Origin of the sequence: Sulfitobacter sp. 1A13421 (assembly GCF_043557285.1) — a bacterium.
GTDB classification, from domain to species: domain Bacteria; phylum Pseudomonadota; class Alphaproteobacteria; order Rhodobacterales; family Rhodobacteraceae; genus Sulfitobacter; species Sulfitobacter faviae.
Window position 1 is genome coordinate 1 of the sequence record NZ_JBIFFQ010000005.1, and the last position, 20793, is coordinate 20793.

The 20793-nt window shown below is 62.7% G+C and carries 21 protein-coding genes and 1 rRNA gene; 12 read left to right on the forward strand and 10 right to left on the reverse strand.

Annotated elements, in window-relative coordinates; genetic code table 11:
- Window positions 1–184 precede the first annotated feature (184 nt).
- The 5 genes from rrf (at window position 185) to ACGYLI_RS10850 (ending at window position 4350) form a co-directional block, all read left to right on the forward strand.
- Window positions 185–299, forward strand: a 5S ribosomal RNA gene (gene rrf / locus ACGYLI_RS10830).
- 214 nt (window positions 300–513) lie between these two features.
- Window positions 514–1332 (forward strand): SDR family oxidoreductase, encoded by an 819-nt coding sequence (locus tag ACGYLI_RS10835; RefSeq protein ID WP_394419182.1) that lies wholly within the window; start codon window positions 514–516, stop codon window positions 1330–1332.
- Between the two features lie 33 nt (window positions 1333–1365).
- Window positions 1366–2355: an NAD(P)H-dependent flavin oxidoreductase gene (locus ACGYLI_RS10840; RefSeq protein ID WP_394419183.1), complete on the forward strand. Its 990-nt coding sequence runs from the start codon at window positions 1366–1368 to the stop codon at window positions 2353–2355.
- Window positions 2355–3389 carry a phosphotransferase family protein gene (locus ACGYLI_RS10845; RefSeq protein ID WP_394419184.1) on the forward strand — a complete coding sequence of 345 codons (1035 nt, stop codon included), beginning with the start codon at window positions 2355–2357 and terminating at the stop codon, window positions 3387–3389. The genes ACGYLI_RS10840 and ACGYLI_RS10845 overlap by 1 nt, the downstream gene beginning before the upstream one ends.
- An 85-nt stretch (window positions 3390–3474) precedes the next feature.
- The gene (locus ACGYLI_RS10850; RefSeq protein ID WP_067265201.1) at window positions 3475–4350 is read left to right on the forward strand and encodes an acyl-CoA thioesterase II; all 876 of its coding nucleotides are present in this window, start codon (window positions 3475–3477) and stop codon (window positions 4348–4350) included.
- Window positions 4351–4356: 6 nt separating this feature from the next.
- On the opposite strand, the gene ACGYLI_RS10855 is transcribed toward ACGYLI_RS10850, so the two are convergent.
- Both ACGYLI_RS10855 and ACGYLI_RS10860 read right to left on the reverse strand, forming a co-directional pair.
- Window positions 4357–5133, reverse strand: coding sequence for an SDR family oxidoreductase (locus ACGYLI_RS10855; RefSeq protein WP_394419185.1), 777 nt, complete (start codon window positions 5131–5133; stop codon window positions 4357–4359).
- 1 nt (window position 5134) lies between these two features.
- Complete coding sequence (locus ACGYLI_RS10860; RefSeq protein ID WP_394400453.1) at window positions 5135–6409, reverse strand: acyl-CoA dehydrogenase family protein; 1275 nt, start codon at window positions 6407–6409, stop codon at window positions 5135–5137.
- Between the two features lie 173 nt (window positions 6410–6582).
- Here ACGYLI_RS10860 and ACGYLI_RS10865 point away from each other — a divergent pair, with 173 nt between their 5' ends.
- Window positions 6583–6996, forward strand: coding sequence for a CoA-binding protein (locus ACGYLI_RS10865; protein ID WP_394419186.1), 414 nt, complete (start codon window positions 6583–6585; stop codon window positions 6994–6996).
- Here ACGYLI_RS10865 and ACGYLI_RS10870 read toward each other — a convergent pair whose 3' ends face one another.
- Genes ACGYLI_RS10870 through hisA form a run of 3 tightly spaced genes read right to left on the reverse strand, consistent with a single transcriptional unit; the run spans window position 6997 to window position 8786 of the window.
- Window positions 6997–7305 (reverse strand): phosphoribosyl-ATP diphosphatase, encoded by a 309-nt coding sequence (locus ACGYLI_RS10870; protein ID WP_394419187.1) that lies wholly within the window; start codon window positions 7303–7305, stop codon window positions 6997–6999.
- A complete protein-coding gene (hisF, locus tag ACGYLI_RS10875; protein ID WP_067265192.1) occupies window positions 7302–8063 on the reverse strand; it encodes an imidazole glycerol phosphate synthase subunit HisF in 762 nt (253 codons plus the stop codon). The genes ACGYLI_RS10870 and hisF overlap by 4 nt, the downstream gene beginning before the upstream one ends.
- Window positions 8064–8066: 3 nt before the next feature.
- A complete protein-coding gene (hisA, locus tag ACGYLI_RS10880) occupies window positions 8067–8786 on the reverse strand; it encodes a 1-(5-phosphoribosyl)-5-[(5-phosphoribosylamino)methylideneamino]imidazole-4-carboxamide isomerase (RefSeq protein ID WP_394419188.1) in 720 nt (239 codons plus the stop codon).
- 129 nt (window positions 8787–8915) lie between these two features.
- On the opposite strand from hisA, the gene ACGYLI_RS10885 reads away from it, so the two are divergent.
- Window positions 8916–9305, forward strand: coding sequence for a DUF2147 domain-containing protein (locus ACGYLI_RS10885; protein ID WP_394419189.1), 390 nt, complete (start codon window positions 8916–8918; stop codon window positions 9303–9305).
- A gap of 180 nt (window positions 9306–9485) precedes the next feature.
- Here the strand turns inward: ACGYLI_RS10885 and hisH are convergent, their stop codons facing one another.
- Together hisH and hisB are read right to left on the reverse strand one after the other, a co-directional pair.
- On the reverse strand, window positions 9486–10124 hold the full coding sequence (gene hisH, locus ACGYLI_RS10890; RefSeq protein ID WP_394419190.1) for an imidazole glycerol phosphate synthase subunit HisH: 639 nt from the start codon (window positions 10122–10124) through the stop codon (window positions 9486–9488).
- A gap of 4 nt (window positions 10125–10128) precedes the next feature.
- Window positions 10129–10716 carry an imidazoleglycerol-phosphate dehydratase HisB gene (gene hisB, locus ACGYLI_RS10895; RefSeq protein ID WP_394419191.1) on the reverse strand — a complete coding sequence of 196 codons (588 nt, stop codon included), beginning with the start codon at window positions 10714–10716 and terminating at the stop codon, window positions 10129–10131.
- A gap of 159 nt (window positions 10717–10875) precedes the next feature.
- Here hisB and ACGYLI_RS10900 point away from each other — a divergent pair, with 159 nt between their 5' ends.
- A complete protein-coding gene (locus tag ACGYLI_RS10900; protein ID WP_007120503.1) occupies window positions 10876–11115 on the forward strand; it encodes an Lrp/AsnC family transcriptional regulator in 240 nt (79 codons plus the stop codon).
- Between the two features lies 1 nt (window position 11116).
- A complete protein-coding gene (locus tag ACGYLI_RS10905; RefSeq protein WP_394419192.1) occupies window positions 11117–11485 on the forward strand; it encodes a hypothetical protein in 369 nt (122 codons plus the stop codon).
- A gap of 52 nt (window positions 11486–11537) precedes the next feature.
- On the opposite strand, the gene ACGYLI_RS10910 is transcribed toward ACGYLI_RS10905, so the two are convergent.
- Complete coding sequence (locus tag ACGYLI_RS10910) at window positions 11538–12515, reverse strand: PleD family two-component system response regulator (protein WP_394419193.1); 978 nt, start codon at window positions 12513–12515, stop codon at window positions 11538–11540.
- A gap of 440 nt (window positions 12516–12955) precedes the next feature.
- Between ACGYLI_RS10910 and ACGYLI_RS10915 the strand changes: the two genes are divergently transcribed.
- Entirely contained in the window at window positions 12956–14053 is a 1098-nt protein-coding gene (locus ACGYLI_RS10915; protein ID WP_394419194.1) for a cupin domain-containing protein, read from the forward strand.
- Here the strand turns inward: ACGYLI_RS10915 and ACGYLI_RS10920 are convergent.
- On the reverse strand, window positions 14045–17446 hold the full coding sequence (locus ACGYLI_RS10920) for an indolepyruvate ferredoxin oxidoreductase family protein (protein WP_394419195.1): 3402 nt from the start codon (window positions 17444–17446) through the stop codon (window positions 14045–14047). The two genes, ACGYLI_RS10915 and ACGYLI_RS10920, sit on opposite strands and share 9 nt — an antisense overlap.
- Before the next feature lie 124 nt (window positions 17447–17570).
- Between ACGYLI_RS10920 and ACGYLI_RS10925 the strand changes: the two genes are divergently transcribed.
- Both ACGYLI_RS10925 and ACGYLI_RS10930 read left to right on the forward strand, forming a co-directional pair.
- Window positions 17571–18032 carry an Lrp/AsnC family transcriptional regulator gene (locus ACGYLI_RS10925; protein WP_394419196.1) on the forward strand — a complete coding sequence of 154 codons (462 nt, stop codon included), beginning with the start codon at window positions 17571–17573 and terminating at the stop codon, window positions 18030–18032.
- 90 nt (window positions 18033–18122) lie between these two features.
- Complete coding sequence (locus ACGYLI_RS10930; protein WP_394419335.1) at window positions 18123–19235, forward strand: S-(hydroxymethyl)glutathione dehydrogenase/class III alcohol dehydrogenase; 1113 nt, start codon at window positions 18123–18125, stop codon at window positions 19233–19235.
- A 32-nt stretch (window positions 19236–19267) separates the two neighbouring features.
- Here the strand turns inward: ACGYLI_RS10930 and ACGYLI_RS10935 are convergent, their stop codons facing one another.
- Window positions 19268–20725: a cobyric acid synthase gene (locus tag ACGYLI_RS10935; RefSeq protein ID WP_394419197.1), complete on the reverse strand. Its 1458-nt coding sequence runs from the start codon at window positions 20723–20725 to the stop codon at window positions 19268–19270.
- Between the last annotated feature and the right edge of the window lie 68 nt (window positions 20726–20793).

Here is a 20793-nt window from a genome sequence, read left to right on the forward strand (position 1 = left end):
TGATTTGATCCAGTAGAAGCAAGACTGCTTACTGATCAAAAGCATACACATACAATCAGTCGTACGTGACTTGGACAGACACGCTTTGCGCTCCAATAGAGACGGAGCGGGAACGGGCATCCTTCGGATACCCCGCCTCCCGCCACCGCTCTCCTGCGCAGAGCGCTTCTAGGAATTTATTCGGTTTGGTGATCATAGCGCGAGCAAAACACCTGGTCCCATCCCGAACCCAGCCGTTAAGTGCCGTAGCGCCGATGGTACTGCGTCTTAAGACGTGGGAGAGTAGGTCATCGCCAAACCTAATAAGTTCCTAGACTACAGTATCTCTCTACGATGATCAGAATAACAAAACCGCCGCAGCTCAACGCTGCGGCGGTTTTGTGTTTGAGGGGGGCGCCCCGATCCAGCAGAGCATTATGACGCCCGGTTACCCGGGGCTGCGTCTGGCATCCGCTTGACGCTGCCCAAAGCCCTGTCACAGTAGCGGCGACAGTCGACGTTGGGAGGCGGGGCATGGATATTAAGACGCTCTTTGGCTTGGACGGAAAGACCGCTTTGATCACCGGCGGGGCCACAGGCATCGGGCGGATGGCGGCCGAGGCTTTGGTGCGGGCCGGGGCGCGGGTCCTTTTAGCCAGCCGGAACGGAGAGGCCTGCGCGGCGGTGGCCGATGAGCTGAATGCGCTTGGCGCGCGGGGCAGCGCCGAAGGGTTCGCGGGCGATGTGGGGACTGAGGCTGGTGTGGATGCGCTCGTGGCTCAGGTTCAGGCGCGCAGCGATCAGCTGCATATCTTGATGAACAACGCGGGCGTGACTTGGGGTGCGCCCTTGGGGCAGTTCCCTTACCGGGCTTGGGATAAGGTCATGGGCGTCAACGTCGCCGGGCTTTTCGATCTTACGCAAAAGCTGTTGCCGCTTCTCAGCGCCGGGGCCACGGCGGATGATCCCGCGCGGATCGTCAATGTCGGGTCGGTCATGGGGGAGCGCGAGATGGGCGACGGTGCCTATAGCTATGCCGCGTCCAAGGCGGCAGTCATTCATTTGAGTAAAATCCTCGCCAAGGAATTGGCCGGGGAAGGGATCACCGTGAACGCACTGGCGCCGGGGCCCTTCGTTTCGCGTATGACGGCATTCGCCACGGGCGATGAGAAGACGCGGGCCGTGGTGGGGCAGGATGTCCCGCTTGGCCGTGTTGGGCGGGATGAAGATATCGCGGGCTGCATGTTGTTTCTTTGCGGACGCGGCGGCGCCTATGTCACCGGGGCCGTGATCCCGGTCAGCGGCGGCATCAATGTGATGTCGGGACCGAATATTTTTGAAAAGGCACTGTGATGCCGAACGATAGACCCCGAACGGAGACCCCATATGCGTGACGACAGCCATCTACCCCAAGCCCTGCGCGGCCTGCGCCTGCCGCTGGTCGCCTCGCCGATGTTCATTCTCTCGGGGCCTGAGCTGGTCATCGCGCAGTGTAAGGCGGGGATCGTCGGGTCTTTCCCGGCGCTGAATGCGCGGGAGGCGGAGGGTGAGCCGCCGTTGTTGGATGCTTGGCTGACCCAGATCACCGAAGCCTTGGACAAGCACAATCAAGAGAACCCCGACCGGCCCGCGGCCCCTTTCGCCGTGAACCAGATCGTGCATCGGTCGAACGCGCGGTTGGAGCGGGATCTTGAGATTTGCGTCAAACACAAAGTGCCGATCTGGATCACCTCCCTCGGCGCGCGGGTCGAGGTGAACGAGGCCGCGCATTCCTGCGGCGGGGTGACGCTGCATGACGTGATCAACAACCGTTTCGCACGCAAGGCGATCGAAAAAGGCGCCGATGGGCTGATTGCCGTGGCGGCGGGGGCCGGGGGCCATGCGGGGCCGCAATCGCCCTTCGCGCTGATCCGCGAAATCCGCGAATGGTTCGACGGGCCGCTTTTGCTCTCCGGCGCCTTGGCCACGGGCGAGGGGCTGTTGGCAGCCCGCGCCATGGGGGCCGATTTGGGCTATATGGGCTCGGCCTTCATCGCCACGCGAGAGGCGAACGCCGTGCCGGGGTACAAGGATATGATCGTCTCGGGCGGGGCGGATGACATTGTGACATCGTCGCTCTTCACCGGGGTGTCGGGCAACTATCTGCGCCCATCGATCGAGGCGGCGGGGCTGGACCCGGACAATCTGCCATCGGCGGATGCTTCTTCGATGAACTTCGGCTCGGGCTCGTCCAAGCCCAAAGCGTGGAAGGAAATTTGGGGCGCGGGGCAGGGGATTGGCGCTGTCAAAGAGATTGGTGGCGCGGCCGACCTGGTGGACCGTATCGAGGCGGAGTATCGCGCCGCTGGCGCAAGGTTGGCAGCGGAGTTCGCATAGTGAGCACGGATACCCAAACCCTAGACGAAGATGCTGTTTGCCGCTGGTTGGAGGCGAACCTGCCGGGTTTCGCCGGGCCGCTGGAAGTCACGAAGTTTAAGGCCGGGCAGTCCAATCCGACATTCCTGCTTTCGACCCCGGCGCATGACTATGTGCTGCGCCGCAAACCGCCGGGGGTGCTGTTGAAATCGGCCCATGCGGTGGATCGGGAGTTTCGGGTGCAGAAGGCTTTGGCGGGCAGTCAGGTGCCGGTCGCGCGGATGCATTTACTCTGTGAGGATGAGAGCGTCATCGGCTCGATGTTCTATGTCATGGACCATGTCCCGGGGCGCAACTTCAACGACCCCACGCTGCCGGAGCTTACCCCGGCAGAGCGTGGCGCGGTCATGGATGAGATGAATGGCGTGTTGGCCGCGCTGCATGAGGTCGATATCGACGCGGCGGGGCTGTCAGACTACGGCCCGCCGGGTAACTATTTCGAGCGGCAGGTGGCGCGCTGGTCGAAACAATACCGCGCGTCGGAGACCGAGCCGCAGCCGGATATGGATAGGCTGATGCAGCGCCTCAGCGCCGAGCAGCCCGAGGACGACGGACAGCGCACGCTGGTGCATGGCGACTACCGGATCGACAATATGATCTTCGACACCCATGGCACCGCCTGCCGTGCGGTTTTGGATTGGGAACTGTCGACCATCGGCCATCCCTTTGCCGATCTGGCCGCCGTTATCATGCAGTGGCAGATGCCCGTAGGGGCTGAGGGGCGCGGCTTGGCCGGGGTGGACCGCAGGGCGCTTGGTCTGCCCAGCGATGCCGAATTCATCGCCGCCTATTGCCGCAGGCGCGGGCTGAAGGGCATCGACAACTTCGGCTATTACCTCGCCTTTTGCTTTTTCCGCATGGCGGCGATCATTCAAGGTGTGTTGAAACGCGCCTTGGAGGGCAATGCCTCTAACCCCGAATACGGGTTGAAATTAGGGCAATACGTCCCGGTTTTTGCGCGCCACGGGCTGGAGGCGCTGGATCGCGACCGCTGACCGGGCGGCGGGGTGTTTGGCGCTTGAGCTTTGCGGTGAAAACCTGTTGCTAGGGCCGAAACACCCCGGCCCGAAAGGATGACCCATGACCAATGCTGCGCGGCAATTGCTTGATCTGTTGGATATCGAACAGCTTGAGGTCGATCTGTTTCGGGGCACGGGGGCTGGCGGTGAGACCTCGATGCGAATTTTCGGCGGTCACGTCATCGCGCAGGCGCTGATGGCGGCTTACCGGACGGTGCCAGACCGGGCCTGCCATTCGCTCCATGCCTATTTCATCCGGCCCGGCGACCCGAAGATTCCGGTAATCTATCAGGTCGACCGCGCCCGCGACGGGGGCAGTTTCACGACCCGGCGTGTGGTGGCGATCCAGCATGGCAAGCAGATCCTGAACCTCTCCGCCTCTTTTCAGGTCGAAGAGGAGGGGTTCGATTGGCAGCATGAGATGCCGCAGGTCTCCGCCCCGGAAAACTGGCCCGACCGGCCCGAACTGCGCGAGGCCTTTGCCGAAAAGCTGCCCGAGAAATACCGTGGGGACTTCCTGCGCGAGCGCCCCATTGAGATCCGCGAGGTCGAGCCGCGCGATTTCATGACGCCGGAAAAGGTCAGCGACCGCAACTATCTGTGGTTTCGCATGGGAGCCGCCGAAGGGCAGAACCCGGTGATGCAGCACGCGCTGCTGGCCTATGCCTCGGACATGAACCTGCTCGGCTCCTCTCTGCGGCCTCATGGTCTGACGTGGTTTCAGGGCAAGGTGATGACGGCCAGCCTTGATCACGCCATGTGGTTTCACGCGCCGATTCGTTTTGACGAATGGCATCTTTATGCGCTCGACGCGCCGTTCACCGGCGGGGCGCGGGGGTTCAATCGTGGGATGATCTACAATCAAAACGGGCAATTGGTGGCCAGCGTGGCGCAGGAGGGGCTGCTGCGCCCGATCCGGCCCAAGGGTGAGAGCTGAGGGCCGCTAGCTCTCTTTCGCCGCCCCAAAGCGCCGGTTCAGCTTGCCCATCCCGCCGATCCAACGGTCGTAATCCCGCGCCTTGCCCTGCATATAGTCGCGCACCTGCGGATGCGGCAGCACCAGAAAGACCTCATCGCGGATCGCCTGCACGCAGGCTTCGGCCACCGGTTCAGGCTCCAGCATGCCGTCAATCGCGGCGACATGGTCCTCCAACCCGCGCATCATCTCGGTCCGGACCGCTTGCGGGCAGAGCACAGAGACCTTGATTCCGTCGTCGCCATAGCTCATCGCCAGCCATTCGGCGAGGCCGACGGCGGCGTGTTTCGTGACCCCATAGGGCGCCGCGCCGACCTGATTGAGCAGCCCCGCCGCCGAGGCGGTGTTGAGCAGATAGCCACCCCCGCGCGCCCGCATCAGCGGCACCAGGTGCCGCGCCGCGCGCACATGGCTCATCACGTTGATCTCCCAAATGCGCTGCCACTCGGCATCCGGCACTTCGACACCGCCCTCGACCGAGATACCGGCGTTAGAGCAGAAAAGATCAATCGGCCCGATGTCACGCTCGACGGTGGCGATCAGCGCGGCGATCTCCGCCTCGCGCGCGACATCGACGCGGAAGGCCGTGCCGCCGACCTCAGCCGCCGTCGCCTCGGCCCCCGCGCTGTCGATGTCCACGCAGACGATATGGGCGGGCGCTTCCCTAGCAAAGCGCAGCGCTAAGGCCCGCCCGATGCCGCTGGCGGCCCCGGTGATGACAATGACGCGGCCCGCGAGCTCCATATCAGCTGTCGCTGCCAGAGCCGCGCGCGTTCGACGCCTGAAAGGCCTTCACCTCGGCCCGGGCGATCACCTGATGGTGCACCTCATCCGGCCCATCGGCAAAGCGCAGCGCGCGCTGCCATGTGTACATGCCCGAAAGCGGGCTCCACTGGCTCATCCCCGTCGCCCCATGCACCTGCATAGAGGCGTCGATGATCTCGCAGGCCTTTTCCGGCACCAGCGCCTTAATCATGCTGACCCAGATGCGCGCCTCTTTATTGCCCAAGACATCCATCGCCTTGGCCGCTTTCAACACCATCAGCCGCATGGCTTCAATGTCGATCCGCGCGCGGCTGATCGTTTCCATGTTCTTGCCGAGGTCGATGATCTTCTTGCCAAAAGCCTCGCGCCCGAGCCCGCGTTCGATCATCAGGTCCAGCGCCTTTTCCGCCGCCCCGATCGAGCGCATGCAGTGGTGAATCCGCCCCGGCCCAAGCCGCACCTGACTGATCTCGAAGCCACGCCCTTCGCCCCAAAGCACGTTTTCGCGCGGCACGCGCACATCGGTGAAACGGATATGCATATGCCCATGCGGCGCATCGTCATGGCCAAAGACATGCATCGGGCCGAGGATTTCCACCCCCGGCGTGTCCATGGGCACGAGAATTTGGCTCTGCTGGCGGAAAGTCTCGGCCTCGGGGGAGGTTTTCACCATGACAATCATGATCTTGCAGCGCGGATCGCCCGCGCCCGAGATGTAGAACTTCTCGCCGTTAATCACCCAATCGTCGCCATCCAGCACCGCGCTCGTCGAGATGTTGCGCGCATCCGAAGAGGCGACATCAGGCTCCGTCATGGCAAAGGCCGAGCGGATTTCACCCGCGAGCAGTGGCTTCAGCCAGCGCTCTTTCTGCTCGGGCGTGCCGACACGCTCCAACACCTCCATATTGCCCGTATCCGGGGCGGAGCAGTTCAGGCTTTCCGGCGCCAGCGGACTTTTGCCCAATTCGGCGGCGATATAGGCGTAATCGAGGTTCGCCAGCCCTTCACCGGTTTCGGCATTGGGCAGGAAAAAGTTCCACAATCCCGCCTCCCGCGCTTTTTGCTTGGCCCCGTCGAGCAATTCCAACTGACCGGGCGCATAGGACCAACGGTCGGCGCGGCCTTCGCCAAGGCGAAAGAACTCCTCGGTGATCGGATCGACATTCTCGCGGATGTGCTTGATGACCGCCGCCAGTAGCGGCTTGGCCTTCTCCGACATTTCGAGATTGTTCATATCCAAGGTCTGATCGATCATCCTATGCTCCCGGTGATGATGGTTCGCGGTTCTGCCCGGTTCCTCCACAGGCGGCCCTTTGGGGCGAGCCTATGCAATCGCCGCGGCCTTGCCAATCGCGGGCAGGGGGCGGCAGGCTTGACGCCGCGTCATTAAGCCGTTGAAACCCGCGCGCAGGCGCTTAAGTTCAGCCTATGACAGATGCATTGATCAAAGACGTCCTCACCCGCACCCGCCGCATTGCGGTGGTCGGTGTTTCCCCCAATCCGGCGCGGCCCAGCCACTATGTCGCTGAATACCTTGCGCAAAAAGGGTATGACGTGGTGCCGGTAAACCCGGTGCACGCGGGCAAGGAGGTCTTTGGCAAGACTATTGTCGCCACTCTGGCCGAAATCGACCCGCCGGTGCAAATGGTCGATATTTTCCGCCGGTCCGAGGATGTGCCCCCCGTCGTGGACGAAGCGCTGGAGGCTTTTCCCGAGCTTGAGACCATCTGGATGCAAATGGGCATCACCAATGCCGAAGCGGCGGCCAAGGCCGAAGCACGCGGCGTGGATGTGATCCAAGACCGCTGCCCCAAGGTGGAAATCCCGCGCCTTATGGGCTGATTATTTCCGCGCGGCCTTTTCGGCAATGCCGGAGGTCGATTGCCGCCGGGCCAACTCATCCAGCACATCGCTCAGCGGCACATCCCGCACCGCCAGCATAACGAGCAGGTGGTAGAGCACATCCGCAGCTTCCGAGGTCAGACCTTTGCGGTCATCTTTTACCGCCTCGACGATTGCCTCGACCGCCTCTTCGCCGAACTTTTCGGCGCATTTCTCTGGCCCTTTGGCCAGCAGTTGCGCGGTCCAACTGCTTGACGGATCGGCGCTTTTGCGGCTCAGAATGGTGGCGTAAAGGTCATCAAGTGTCATGAAAGCCTCATTGGAATGCCAGCGGCGGCCATATGCTGTTTGGCCTCCTGCACGGTATATTCGCCAAAGTGAAAGATCGAGGCTGCCAGCACCGCCGAGGCACCCCCTTCGATCACCCCGTCCACGAGATGATCCAAATTACCGACCCCACCGGAGGCGATCACCGGCACCGATACGGCATCGGAAATGGCGCGGGTCAGGGGCAGGTTGAACCCCTGTTTGGTGCCATCGCGGTCCATCGAGGTCAGCAGGATTTCCCCGGCGCCCTTGGCGGCCACGGTGCGGGCAAATTCCACGGCATCGATGCCCGTGGGCTTACGCCCGCCATGGGTGAAAATCTCCCATTTGCCGGGGCTTACGGTCTTGGCGTCAATCGCGCAGACGATGCACTGGCTGCCAAAGTGATCCGCCGCTTCGGCGATCACATCCGGGTTCGCCACGGCGGCGGAGTTGAAGCTGACCTTATCGGCCCCCGCCAGCAGCAAGGCCCGCACATCCGCCACGGTCCGCACGCCGCCGCCCACGGTCAGCGGGATATAGCAATGCTCGGCGGTGCGGGTGACCAGATCGAACATCGTGCCGCGGTTCTCATGGGTGGCGTGGATGTCGAGAAAACAAAGCTCATCCGCCCCCGCCGCATCATAGGCAATCGCGGCATCCACCGGGTCGCCCGCATCACGCAGGCCGACGAAGTTCACACCCTTCACCACGCGGCCATCGGCCACGTCGAGACAGGGGATGATGCGGGTCTTCAGCATGGCTCAGCCCTTCAACATCTTCATGGCGTCGGTCAGATTAATCGCGCCATCATAAAGCGCGCGCCCCGAGATCGCGCCCTCAATGACCCTGGTGTCCCGCAACGCGCCCAAGTCTTCGAGCGATGACACCCCGCCCGAGGCAATCACCGGGATCGAAACGGCCCGCGCCAGATCGGCTGTCGCTTCCACATTCGGCCCGCCCATCGCGCCATCGCGCATGATGTCAGTGTAGATGATCGCGGCCACACCCGCGTCCTCAAAGGATTTCGCGAGGTCGGTGGCCATCACATCGGTCTCCGTCGCCCAACCTTTGGTTGCGACCTTTCCATTCCGTGCGTCGATCCCCACAGCAACTTGCCCGGGAAAGGCGCGCGCGGCCTCACGGACCAGTTCGGGTTTCTCAACCGCGACGGTGCCCAGAATGACCCGCGCGAGCCCCTTATCCAACCAGCCCTCGATCGTCGCCATATCGCGAATGCCACCGCCCAATTGCGCAGGCACCTTGCAGGCTTTCAAAATCGCCTCCACCGGGGCGGCGTTCACCGGGGTCCCGGCAAAAGCGCCATTGAGGTCAACGAGATGCAGCCAATCACAGCCCGCTTCGACAAAGCTAAGCGCCTGTGCGGCGGGATCGTCGTTAAAAACGGTGGCACGGTCCATGTCGCCATGCACAAGGCGCACGGCCTGACCGTCTTTGAGATCGATAGCGGGGTAAAGGATCATGGCCGGGCCCTTGTTAGAGAAGTCGCTTTCCTTTTGCACGTCGCCAGGGATTTTGCAACGCGACCCTAGGTCAGTCTTGCCTGATTGAAAGTTGTGGCCAACACTAAAGCCAGATCGGGAGGAGAGATCATGAAACAGCTTTTTGCAGCGGCCCTTCTGGGCCTTGGCCTGACCGGCGCCGCCCATGCCGCGGATCCGGCAGTCGGTACGTGGAAAACCCAAGTCGATGACGGCGCCTATGCCCATGTCAAAATGGCCCCCTGCGGCGGGGCGATCTGCGGCACCATCGCGCGCACCTTCAACGGAAGCGGCGAATATAAATCTCCCAATATCGGCAAAACGCTCGTCATCGACATGAAGCCTCAGGGCGGCGGCAAATACGCCGGTAAGGTTTGGCGCCCGTCAAACGGCAAAATCTATATCGGGAAGATGGACGTCTCAGGCAACTCGCTGAAGCTCTCGGGCTGCGTCGCGGGTGGGCTGATCTGCTCGAAACAGACCTGGGCGCGCATCAAGTAAGGGCCGTGCATCTCTGCGAAGGTTTGAAGGCGCGGGGCTAGTCCTTCGCGCCTTCATTGCGTTTTGCGTGAGGAAAGCGCAGCGCAGAGGTATTTGTAAAAGGATGAAGTTGAAGAGGAACTTTCTTCATCTTCATCCTTTCTTAAATACCTTCCGACGTTTCAACAGGCGCGGCGCGGGTTAAGGCGCCCAAGTCAGGAAGTTCGAGATCAGCCGCAGGCCGGTGGTTTGGCTTTTCTCCGGGTGAAACTGCATGCCCAGCATCGTGTCGCGGCCGATGATCGCCGTGACTTCGCCGCCGTAGTCGACATGGGCCAGACGTTCGGCGGGGTCGGCGACGGCCATGTGATAGCTGTGCACGAAATAGGTGTGATCGCCGGTTTGCAGCCCGTCGAAGACCGGGTGGTCGTGATCGATCACCAAATCGTTCCAGCCCATATGGGGGACCTTGAGCTTCGGGTCTTTCGGGGTGATCTGGGTCACCTCGCCACCGATCCAGCCTAAACCGGGGGTGTCTTCATATTCGCGGCCCATGCTGGCCATCAGCTGCATGCCGACGCAGATGCCGAGGAAGGGGCGGCCTTTTTCCTCGACCGCCTCGACCATCGCGTCATAGAGGCCGCCGGCCCCTTTCAGGGCGGCCATACAGGCCGGAAAAGCGCCATCGCCTGGCAGGACCAGACGGTCAGCGCGGGCCACAACCTCGGCATCCGAGGTCACGATGACCTCACCTGCGTCATGCTCGCGGGCCATACGCTCAAAGGCTTTATGCGCGGAGTGCAGGTTGCCGGATTCGTAGTCGATGATTGCTGTCAGCATTGGTTTACAAGGCACCCTTGGTCGAGGGGATGGCGTCCGCTTTGCGTGGGTCGGTTTCGACCGCTTCGCGCAGGGCGCGGGCGACGGATTTGAAAGCGGCTTCGGCGATGTGGTGGCTGTTGAACCCGTGGAGCGCGTCAACATGTAGGGTGATGCCGCCATGGGTGCTGAGCGCTTGGAAGAACTCGCGGACCAGTTCGGTGTCGAACTTGCCGATGCTGCTGGTGGGGAAATCCACGTTCCAGATCAGGAAGGGCCGCGCAGAGAGGTCGAGCGCGCAGCGGATCTGCGCGTCGTCCATCGCCAGCAAGCAGGAGCCGTAGCGGCGGATGCCGCGTTTGTCGCCGAGCGCTTGGGTCAGTGCTTGGCCCAGGGTGATGCCCACATCTTCGACGGTGTGATGGTCGTCGATGTGCAGATCGCCCTTGGCACGCACCTTGATGTCGATCAGCGAGTGGCGCGAGAGTTGGTCGAGCATATGGTCAAAAAAGCCGATGCCGGTTTCATTGTCATAGCTGCCGGTGCCGTCGAGGTTGATCTCGACCGTGATGTCGGTTTCGGCAGTGGTGCGGGTCAGGGTGCTGCGACGCATGGGGCATCTCCGAAGGCAATTGCTGCGCCCTTATAGCAGGGCCTGCCGCCGCGCCAAGCCCAAGCGGTGAAACGCCTTTGGGCAGGGACAGCGCGATCGGGGATTGCGGGGGCAGGGCCCATATGTCAGCTTGAACCAAATCCCAGAAAGAGGCGCGACATGACCACCTGCGTATTCATCCAGATCCGCTGCCGACCGGGCACGACCTATCGTGTGGCCGAAGAGATCGCCCTGCGCGAAATCCATTCCGAACTTTATTCCACCTCAGGCGAATATGATCTTTTGATGAAGCTTTATATTCCCAAGGGCGAAGATGTGGGCGTCTACATCAATGACAATCTGTTGGACATCGAAGGCATCGAGCGGTCCTTGACCACGATGACCTTCAAGGTCTTTTGAGGTGGCGCGCCAGCTCATCCTGACAGCAGCCGTCTGTTCTGCTTTGTCGATCGCCGCGCTCGTGGCCTTTCCCGGCACGGCCACGGCGGGTACGCGGGTCTATGAGGGGCGCGAAGCCGCGGCCCTGCGCTGTGCCAATACGCTGGCGCTGACGGCCGTGGCACTTTCCGCGGCGGAGTTGATTGGCGAGGGGGAGAAGAATGTGATGCTGGGCGTGACCGTGCGCATTCTCGACCGCCATGTTGAGGGGACCTGGGCGCAGAAACGCGCCGCGATGGAGGTGATGCGCGATCGGCGCAGCGTGCCTGACACGCTTGAGGATTACCGCCGCATCGCCGAACGCTGTTTGGTGCAATTCCCCATCAACTGAATGCGAAAACCCGCCCATGAGGCGGGTTTTTCTTGAGGCGATTGCCTTGTCGTCAATGGGCGGCGGAGACGGAGGGTTTCTCGGTCGGGGGGGTGTCGAGCTTGACCTTCTGCCGCATCGCCACGCGGCGGATGGCGCGGTCGAATGTCTTTCTGACCCGCTGAGTGCGGCTGGCATTGGGCTGGATCGGGCCACCGACGGAGAGCATCACCGTCATCGGGCTGTTGTCGTCATGGCGCAGGTCCATGCCGTCCAGCTCCCCTTGGATGAGCACCTCAATCTCAGGCCAAGCGGGCAGGCTGTCACCTGTCACGATGCACAGGAGCGTGCCGGATCCGTTATGGGTCATCAGCAGTTGGGGGCAATCGACCACGCGCGCGATGGCCTCGGCCGCAGCGGCGATGGCGCGGGCGAATTCGGCAGTGTTGCAGGTCGCGTAAAGCTCATCAATATGTTCGATCTTGGCCGCGAAGACCTGACAGATATTAAGGTGTTGCCGCGAAAGCTGCGACAGGTAATTGCCCAAGGAGAAGGGCAGCACCAATTGATCGACCCCATTGATATGCACAGGATCCGCCAGCGCAAAATCGTGGGCACCGGGCTCGCCCGCGTCTTTCAAATGCTGCGGGTCAAGGCGCGGGGCGCGTTGGGTGTTCTCCAACATGCGCTCGGCGATATGCACGCGGGTTGCGATGTCCTTCACGTCGAAAGGTTTGGTCACATAGTCGTTGGCCCCGGCGGCAAAGGCGCTTTCGATCGCGGTCGCGTCGGCGCGCGAGGTCACCATCAGGATCGGCGTGTCTTGATAGGCTTCCAGCGTGCGAATGCGGCGGCATAGGGTGATGCCGTCCATCTCGGGCATCTCGATGTCCAAGAGCAGGCAGTCGAAGTGTTCTTTGGTGGTTTCGAGCAGTTCCAGAGCGGCAGCGCCGGAGGCGGCCAATGTCAAATGGGGGTACTCGGCTTCGCGGAAAACAACGGGCAGCAATTCGCGGATAAATGGGTCATCGTCGACAGCAAGAATTTTCATTTTTGGCACCTCTTTCGTGGGGCAGACGGGCAGTCCGGGTGTCTTTATAATCTGTTCATATCTAGTCGTATAAACCCGGCGAAATTGTGACGCTTCTGCACCAATACCTTGTGCCGTTGCATAAATTATTAACCATATTTTGAAGCCTCGCGAAACCATTGAATTGGCGAAGAGAGATGGCCGTGGCCCCTTGCTTTCCCGCATTACGGGAGGTGATTGCGTGGAAATTGTGCAGCCTTTCAGGCGTTATTGGGCGCATCCCAGTGCGAAATCGGGGCGAGAATTTGCGGTTCTTGTGATCGTGCGAATTTCACGCTGCGACTCGCGAGCCAAAAATGAGCGAGCGGGGGAACTTTATCGGCTGTGGTGCGTAACGCCCAGTTGACGCTTTGCCTGTCGCGCGCTCAACTGCGGCGCGATACGTGAAGAGGATGAGTTAAATGCGTTTGCCCGATGATGTTTTGGCGGAATTCTTGTTGCCTACGCGGGAGCTTAGGGAGGATTTGCCTTTCTTCACCAAAGTGCTTGGCATGCGGCTTGAGACGATTTTTCCCGCGGATGATCCTTCGGTGGCCAGTTTCTCGGGCCATGGGGTGCGGGTGAGGCTTGAGCGGGGGGCGGATGTGGCACCGGGGCATCTGCGCCTGCTGACCGATGCGCCAGACAGCATCGCAGGGGGGCAGCGAGAACTTACGGCGCCAAACGGCACCAAGATCGAGATCCTGCCGCGCAGCCCCCGCGTGGACCAGCCCGAGACACAGCATGAGTTTGCCGTGCGGCGGCTGGCGGACGAGGCCCCATGGGTGATCGGCCGCGCGGGGATGCACTACCGCGATCTCATCCCGTCGCGCCTCGGCGGCTCAATCATCGCCAGCCACATCCGCATCCCCGACGGCGGCCCGGTGCCGGACATGGTGCATTATCACACCGTTGGCTTCCAACTGATCTATTGCTACCGGGGCTGGGTTGATGTGCTTTACGAGGATCAGGGCGATGTGATCCGGCTCCATGCCGGGGATTGCGTGACCCAGCCGCCGGGCATCCGCCATCGCGTTGTCGAAGCCTCGCCCTCGATCGAAGTGATCGAGATCGGCGTTCCTGCGGAACATGTCACCACCATCGACCACGAGATGACCCTGCCGAACGGCAAAGGCGATCCGGCACGCGAATGGGACGGCCAGACTTTCGTGCATCACGTGAAGGAGGGGGCCGAGTGGCAGCCCTTCCGTATTCCGGGCTTCGTCGCGCGCGACACCGGGATCACCAAAGGCACCAAGGGCGTGGCCGGCATTCAGGTGGCGCGTTTCGACGGTGGCACGCCGCCGCCCGCCAAACATGACGCGGACATTCACTTCAGCTTCGTCATGGAAGGCAGCATGACCCTGAACGCCGAAGGGCAGGAGCCGCGCAAATTGGAGGCAGGCGATGCCTTCGTCATCCCGCCGGGCATGGTGGCGCAATATAGCAATTGCTCGCCCGACCTCGAATTGCTCGAAGCCGGGCTGCGCGGCGATTTCTCGACGACGCTTTTAGCCTAGGCGCGCGGCCACCTCGGCCTGCACCTTCTCGGCGGCGGCCTCTTTCACGGGGCCGTAGCCGCGGATTTCCATCGGCGCGGAAAGCACCGTCAGTGCCGCGTCATGGGGCAGGGCGGCCGCCTTTGCCATGATCTCTTCGTACCAGCCGATCAGACCGACCTCGAGCTTGCGGTCGGCACCGTAGCTGAACGGGTCGGCCCATGTGCCGCGCAACGGTTTCATCGCCGCCAGAAGGTCGAAGGCGCGGCCCATCCACGGGCCGAACTTGCGCTTGTTGGGGCGTCCGCGGCCATCCGTGCCAGTGGGCCAAGCGGGCGGGGCGAGGTGATAATGCACCTTGTAGTCGCCCTCGAAAGTATCGGCGATGCGCTCCTCGAAACCGCTTTGACGGTGCAGGCGCGCGACCTCGTATTCGTCCTTATAGGCCATCAGTTTGAACAGCGATTTCGCCGCCGCGCGCATCAGGTCGTCGGAGCCTTCGGGCAGCTTGCCCGCCAGCGCATCGAGCTTGGCCTCGTAGCGCTGGGCATAGGCGGCGTTCTGGTAGCCGGTCAGGAACTCCATCCGCCGCGCGATCAGGCTCTCGACACTGTCGTCGGACGCAGGCGCGGGGGCGAAATGCGCCTCGATCGCCTGCGGGTTGCCCGCCATGACCCGGCCAAAGCCAAAGGCGGCGCGGTTCTTGTCCGGAACAACACCGTTCAATTCGATCGCCTGCTCAAGTGCTGTGAGCGAGACCGGCACCAGCCCCTTCTGCCAAGCGAAACCGAGCATCATCACATTAGCAAAGACCGCGTCGCCCATCAGCTTCTCGGCCATTGCGTTGGCGTCGAAAGCGGCAAGGTTCTCGGCCCCCACGGCCTGCGCGATCACCGCCTCGCGGTCGTCGATGCGCAACTCGGCATCGCGGTTGAGCACCAGATCGCCGGTGGGCATCTCGGCGCGGTTCAGCACGATCTGCGTCCCGCGCCGGTAGTGGGCGGATGCCTTCGGCGCAGAACTCACAATCATGTCGCAGCCGATCACCGCGTCGGCGCCGCCCTGATCGATGCGCACCTGATGCACTTCCTCGGGCCGTTTGGCGAGGCGCACGTAGCCCAGCACGGTGCCGAATTTCTGCGCAAAGCCGGTGAAGTCGAGCACGCTAGAGCCCAGCCCCTCAAGATGCGCCGCCATTGTGATGAGCGCGCCCACGGTCACCACGCCGGTGCCGCCGACGCCGGTCACCAGCAGGTTGAAGGGCCGGTCGAGCTTGGGCAGTTCCGGCATCGGAAGCTGCGCCGAGAGCCCCGCCACGTCCAGCCCCGCGCCGGAGCGTTTGCGGCGGCTGCCGCCCTCGACCGTGACGAAAGAGGGGCAGAAGCCGTTGAGGCAGGAGTAATCCTTGTTGCAGGTGGACTGGTTGATCTGCCGCTTGGTGCCGAACTCGGTCTTCTTCGGCTCGACGCTGAGACAGTTCGACTCGAGGCTGCAATCGCCGCAGCCCTCGCAGACCAGATCGTTGATCATCACGAATTTCTTCGGGTCGTCCATGAGCCCGCGCTTGCGCTTGCGGCGCTTCTCGGTGGCGCAGGTTTGTTCGTAGATCAGCACGGTGACGCCCGGGATCTCGCGCAGCTCGCGCTGCACGCGGTCCAGATCGCCGCGGTGATCGAAACTGGTGCCCGCGGGGAAGTCGCCCCGGGGCAGCAGTTCCGGCCGGTCCGAGACCAGCGCGATCCGCTCCACGCCCTCGGCGCGGCAGGCCTGCGCGATGGCAGCGACGGAGACGGGGCCGTCCACCGGCTGGCCGCCGGTCATCGCCACCGCGTCGTTGTAAAGAATCTTGTAGGTGATGTTGGTCTTCGCCGCGACCGCCTGTCGGATCGCCAGCGAACCGGAGTGATACCACGTGCCCTCGCCGAGGTTCTGAAAGACGTGCTTGTTCCCGTTGAACATCGAAGTCGCGATCCACGGCACGCCTTCGCCGCCCATCTGGGCGAAACCGGCCGTCTCGCGGTCCATCCAGGAGGCCATGACATGGCAGCCGATGCCGGAGTTGGCCTTCGACCCCTCGGGCAGCTTGGTGGAGGAGTTATGCGGGCAGCCGGAGCAGAAATAGGGGGTGCGGGTGGCGCCCTCGACGTTCAGCAGCACGGGCGGCTGGTCGGTCAACGCGCGTGCTTTCTCTAGCAGCTTCTCTTTGGGGAAGAAGGCATCGAGACGTGCAGCGATGATCGGCACCAGCTTCAGCGGCGACAGCTCCCCTGTCCAGGGCACCAGTTCCTCGAGGTTTTCGTCATGTTTGCCGACCATCCGCGCGGGCTTGGAGCCGGGCCAGTCGTAAAAGGCCTCCTTGAACTGGCTTTCGATGATGCCGCGTTTCTCTTCGATCACGAGCACTTCGCGCTTGCCCTTCACGAAGTCGAGCGCGTCGTCCAGCGCCAGCGGCCAGACCATGCCGATCTTGTAGATGTCGATGCCCAGACGGCGGCAGGCGGCCTCATCAAGGCCCAGAAGCCGGAGCGCCTCCATCGTGTCGAGATGGCCCTTACCGGTGGTGACGATGCCGAAGGAGGCGTCCTGCGTCTCGTAGATATGCCGGTCGATCGGGTTGGCGCGCATGAAGGCCTGCACGGCGTCGAGCTTGTGATGCAGCCGCGTTTCGATCTCGGGGGAGGGGAGATCGCCAAGGCGCACATGCAGCCCGCCCGGAGGTGCGGTGTAATCGGGCTGGTTGAACACGCGGTCCGGCGTCAGCTCGACCGAGGCGCCGCTCTCCACGGTTTCCGAGATCGCCTTGAAGCCGACCCATGTGCCCGAGAAACGCGACAGCGCGATGCCGTATTCGCCGAAGGCTTGGTATTCGGCGACGGAAGCCGGGTTCAGCGTTGGCATGAACCACGACATGAAGCCCACGTCTGACTGGTGCGGCATCGACGACGACACGCAGCCGTGGTCGTCGCCCGCCACCACCAGCACACCGCCCTTGGGCGCGGAGCCATAGGCGTTGCCGTGTTTCAGCGCGTCGCCCGAGCGGTCCACTCCCGGGCCCTTGCCGTACCACATGGAGAAGACGCCCTCGACTTCCGCCTGCGGGTCGAGATGGGCCTGCTGCGCGCCCAAGACCGCGGTGGCGCCGAGGTCTTCGTTCACCGCGGGAAGGAATTTCACGCCCGCCTCGGCCACGCGGTCCTTGATGCGCCAGTATTCCAGATCGAGCCCGCCCAGAGGCGAGCCACGGTAGCCTGAGACGAAACCGGCGGTATTTAACCCAGCCGCGCGATCACGCCGGGCCTGATCCAGCATAATGCGCACCAGCGCCTGCGTCCCGGTCAGGAATACGCGACCTTCGGTCTGATCATAGCGGTCATCAAGTTTATAAGTGGTAAATTCGCGCGGTTGTTCTGTCATGGGGGTCTCCTCATTGGGAAGTATGCCGCAGGATGCGCGAATTTTTGCACCAGTTTTACTGGCTTTGTCCCGGATGTCTGAATAAATTATCCGAACGAAATTCACATAATGAAAGATTTATCCGATGACTGAAATGGACGCCACGGACCGGCAGCTTGTGTTTCTACTCCAACAGGATTCGCGCCTGCCCAACGCACAACTGGCAGAAAAGCTGAACATTTCTGCCTCCGCCTGCTGGCGGCGGGTCAAGGCGTTGGAGCAGGCGGGGGTGATCAAACGTTACGCCGCCGTGGTCGACCCCAAGGCGATGGGGCTGGGGTTCGAGGCGATGGTGCATGTGCATCTAACCCGCCATGACGCCTCGGCGCTCGCCAGTTTTATCCGCGCGATCCAAAGCCGGACGGAGGTGACGGAATGTTTCGCCACCACGGGCCAAGCGGATTATCACCTGCGCGTGCTGTGCCGCGATATCGACGCCTATAATGCCTTTTTGGAGAGCTTTTTGTTCCTGCATCCCGCAGTCAATTCGGCGACGACGAATGTGATCCTGCGGCAGATTAAATCCGACGCGCCGATTACTGGTTGAGGCGATCAGGGCAGCGCTTTCTGCGTTGGACATTTGCCACATGCGTGATCCATAAAGCGGCAGAGATCACACCCGAAGGAGAGACCCATGATGAGAACCCGTGCCGCCGTTGCCGTGGAAGCCGGCAAACCGCTTGAAATCATGGAGGTGAACCTCGAAGGGCCTAAACTCGGCGAGGTCTTGGTCGAGATCAAGGCGACCGGTCTGTGCCATACCGATGAATTCACCCGTTCGGGCGACGATCCCGAAGGCATCTTCCCCGCCATCCTCGGCCATGAGGGCGCGGGCGTGGTGCTGGAAGTGGGCGAGGGCGTCACCACGCTGGAGCCGGGCGATCACGTGATCCCGCTCTACACCCCCGAATGCCGGGAGTGTGAATATTGTCTCAGCGGTAAGACCAACCTGTGTCAGGCGATCCGCGTGACCCAAGGCCAAGGCAAGCTGCCCGATGGCACGACGCGGTTCTCGATGCTGGATGGCACGCCGATCCATCACTACATGGGCTGTTCGACCTTTGCCAATCACACCGTGGTGCCGGAGATCGCGCTGGCCAAAGTGCGCAAAGACGCGCCCTTTGACAAGATTTGCTACATCGGCTGTGGCGTCACCACCGGCATCGGCGCGGTGATCAATACCGCCAAGGTCGAGCTTGGCGCGCGTTGCGTGGTCTTTGGGCTGGGCGGCATCGGTCTGAACGTCATTCAGGGCCTGCGCATGGCTGGGGCGGATCAGATCGTGGGCGTCGACCTTAATGACGACAAGGAAGAGGCCGCGCGTTACTTCGGCATGACCGATTTCGTGAACCCCTCGAAAGTCGACGGCGATCTGGTCGGGCATCTGGTCGAGCTGACCAAGGGCGGCGCCGATTACTCTTTTGACGCCACCGGCAACACCAAAGTCATGCGCGACGCGCTGGAATGCGCGCATAAGGGCTGGGGCGAGAGCATCATCATCGGCGTGGCACCCGCGGGGGCCGAGATTTCGACGCGGCCTTTCCAGCTGGTCACCGGTCGGGTCTGGCGCGGCACCGCCTTTGGCGGGGCCAAGGGGCGGACGGATGTGCCCAAGATCGTCGATTGGTACATGAACGGCAAGATTGAGATCGACCCGATGATCACCCACAAACTGACTTTGGATCAGATCAACGAAGGCTTCGATCTGATGCACAAGGGTGAATCGATCCGCGCGGTCGTCGAGTTTTAAGCGTTGGGCTGGAGGGCCGCGCGCTCTCCAGCCTAGACCTCTGCCGCGAGGGCGAGGAACAGGTCGACATCCATATAGGTCTCGACATGATCGGCCAGCGCGTCCAGCGCCTCTTCCACGCCGGTTTCAAAATCCAGCGATGAGGTGACGCCGAAGCCGCCAAGATAGGCGCGGCGGAAGGCGTCCGAGCTGAAAATCCCGTGCATATAGCAGCCCTGCACCCGGCCCGAAGGGGAAGCCGCGCCCTCGGGCGTGCCGTCGAAACGGAGCCACGCGCGGGCGCAATCGGGGCCGGTGGTCTCTCCGATATGGATCTCATAGCCGGTGAGGGCGCTGCCGCTGGCCGGGTGCTGCCCGGACTTTTCCGCCAGATGTTTCAGCGGGGCCATCGTGGTTTCCACATCCAAATGCCCCAGCCCCGCCACCCGCGCCGCCGGGCCTTCGATCCCCTCGGGATCGGTGATGGTCTTGCCCAGCATCTGATAACCGCCGCAAAGTCCCAGCACATGGCCGCCGCGCCGGATATGGGCGGCAAGGTCGATGTCCCACCCCTCGGCCCGGAAGGCTTCGAGGTCGGAGATCGTGGATTTACTGCCGACCATCAGCACCAGATCGGCCTCGGCGGGGAGGGGGCTGCCAGGCATGATCATCCGCAGGTCGACGCCCGGCTCGGCGGCCAGCGGGTCAAGGTCATCGAAATTGGCGATCCGGGGCAGGCGCGGCACGGCGATAACACAGCCCGACCCGCCTGAGCGGGCGCGGGCGGGCAGGTCCATCACGTCTTCGGCGGGCAGGCGGTGGGCGGCGTCGAACCACGGGATCACCCCAAGGCTCGGCCAGCCGGTACGCGCGGCGATGTCATCGCGCCCCGCGTCAAAGAGGCTGCGGTCACCGCGGAATTTGTTCACCGCGAAGCCGCGGATCAGCGCGTTGTCTTTGGCATCAAGCACAGCCTGTGTGCCGACGATCTGCGCGATCACCCCGCCGCGGTCGATATCGCCCATCAGCACGACAGACACCCCGGCGGCGCGGGCAAAGCCCATGTTGGCGATGTCGCCCGCCCGCAGGTTCGTCTCAGCCGGGGAGCCCGCGCCCTCGATCACGATCAGGTCGCAGCTTTCGGCCAAACGGTGAAAGGATTGCAGCACCGCGGGCATCAGGCTGGCTTTGTTGCGGCCAAATTCCCGCGCCTCTTGCTGGCCTGCGATCCTGCCCTGCACCACCACCTGCGCGCCGGTGGCGCTTTGCGGTTTCAGCAGCACCGGGTTCATATCCGTATGCGGGGCCACGCCCGCCGCGCGGGCCTGCAACGCCTGCGCGCGGCCAATCTCGCCCCCGTCTTCGGTGACAGCGGCGTTGTTGGACATGTTCTGCGGTTTGAAAGGGCGCACCCGCAGGCTACGCCGGGTGCAGGCGCGGATCAATCCGGCGACGATCATCGACTTGCCGACATTGCTGCCGGTGCCTTGGATCATGATGGCTTTGGTCATGTCTGCTTGCCCTTGGTTTCGCGCAAATTGGCGCAAATCAGGGGCAGGGGAAAGCCCATCGCCGAGGG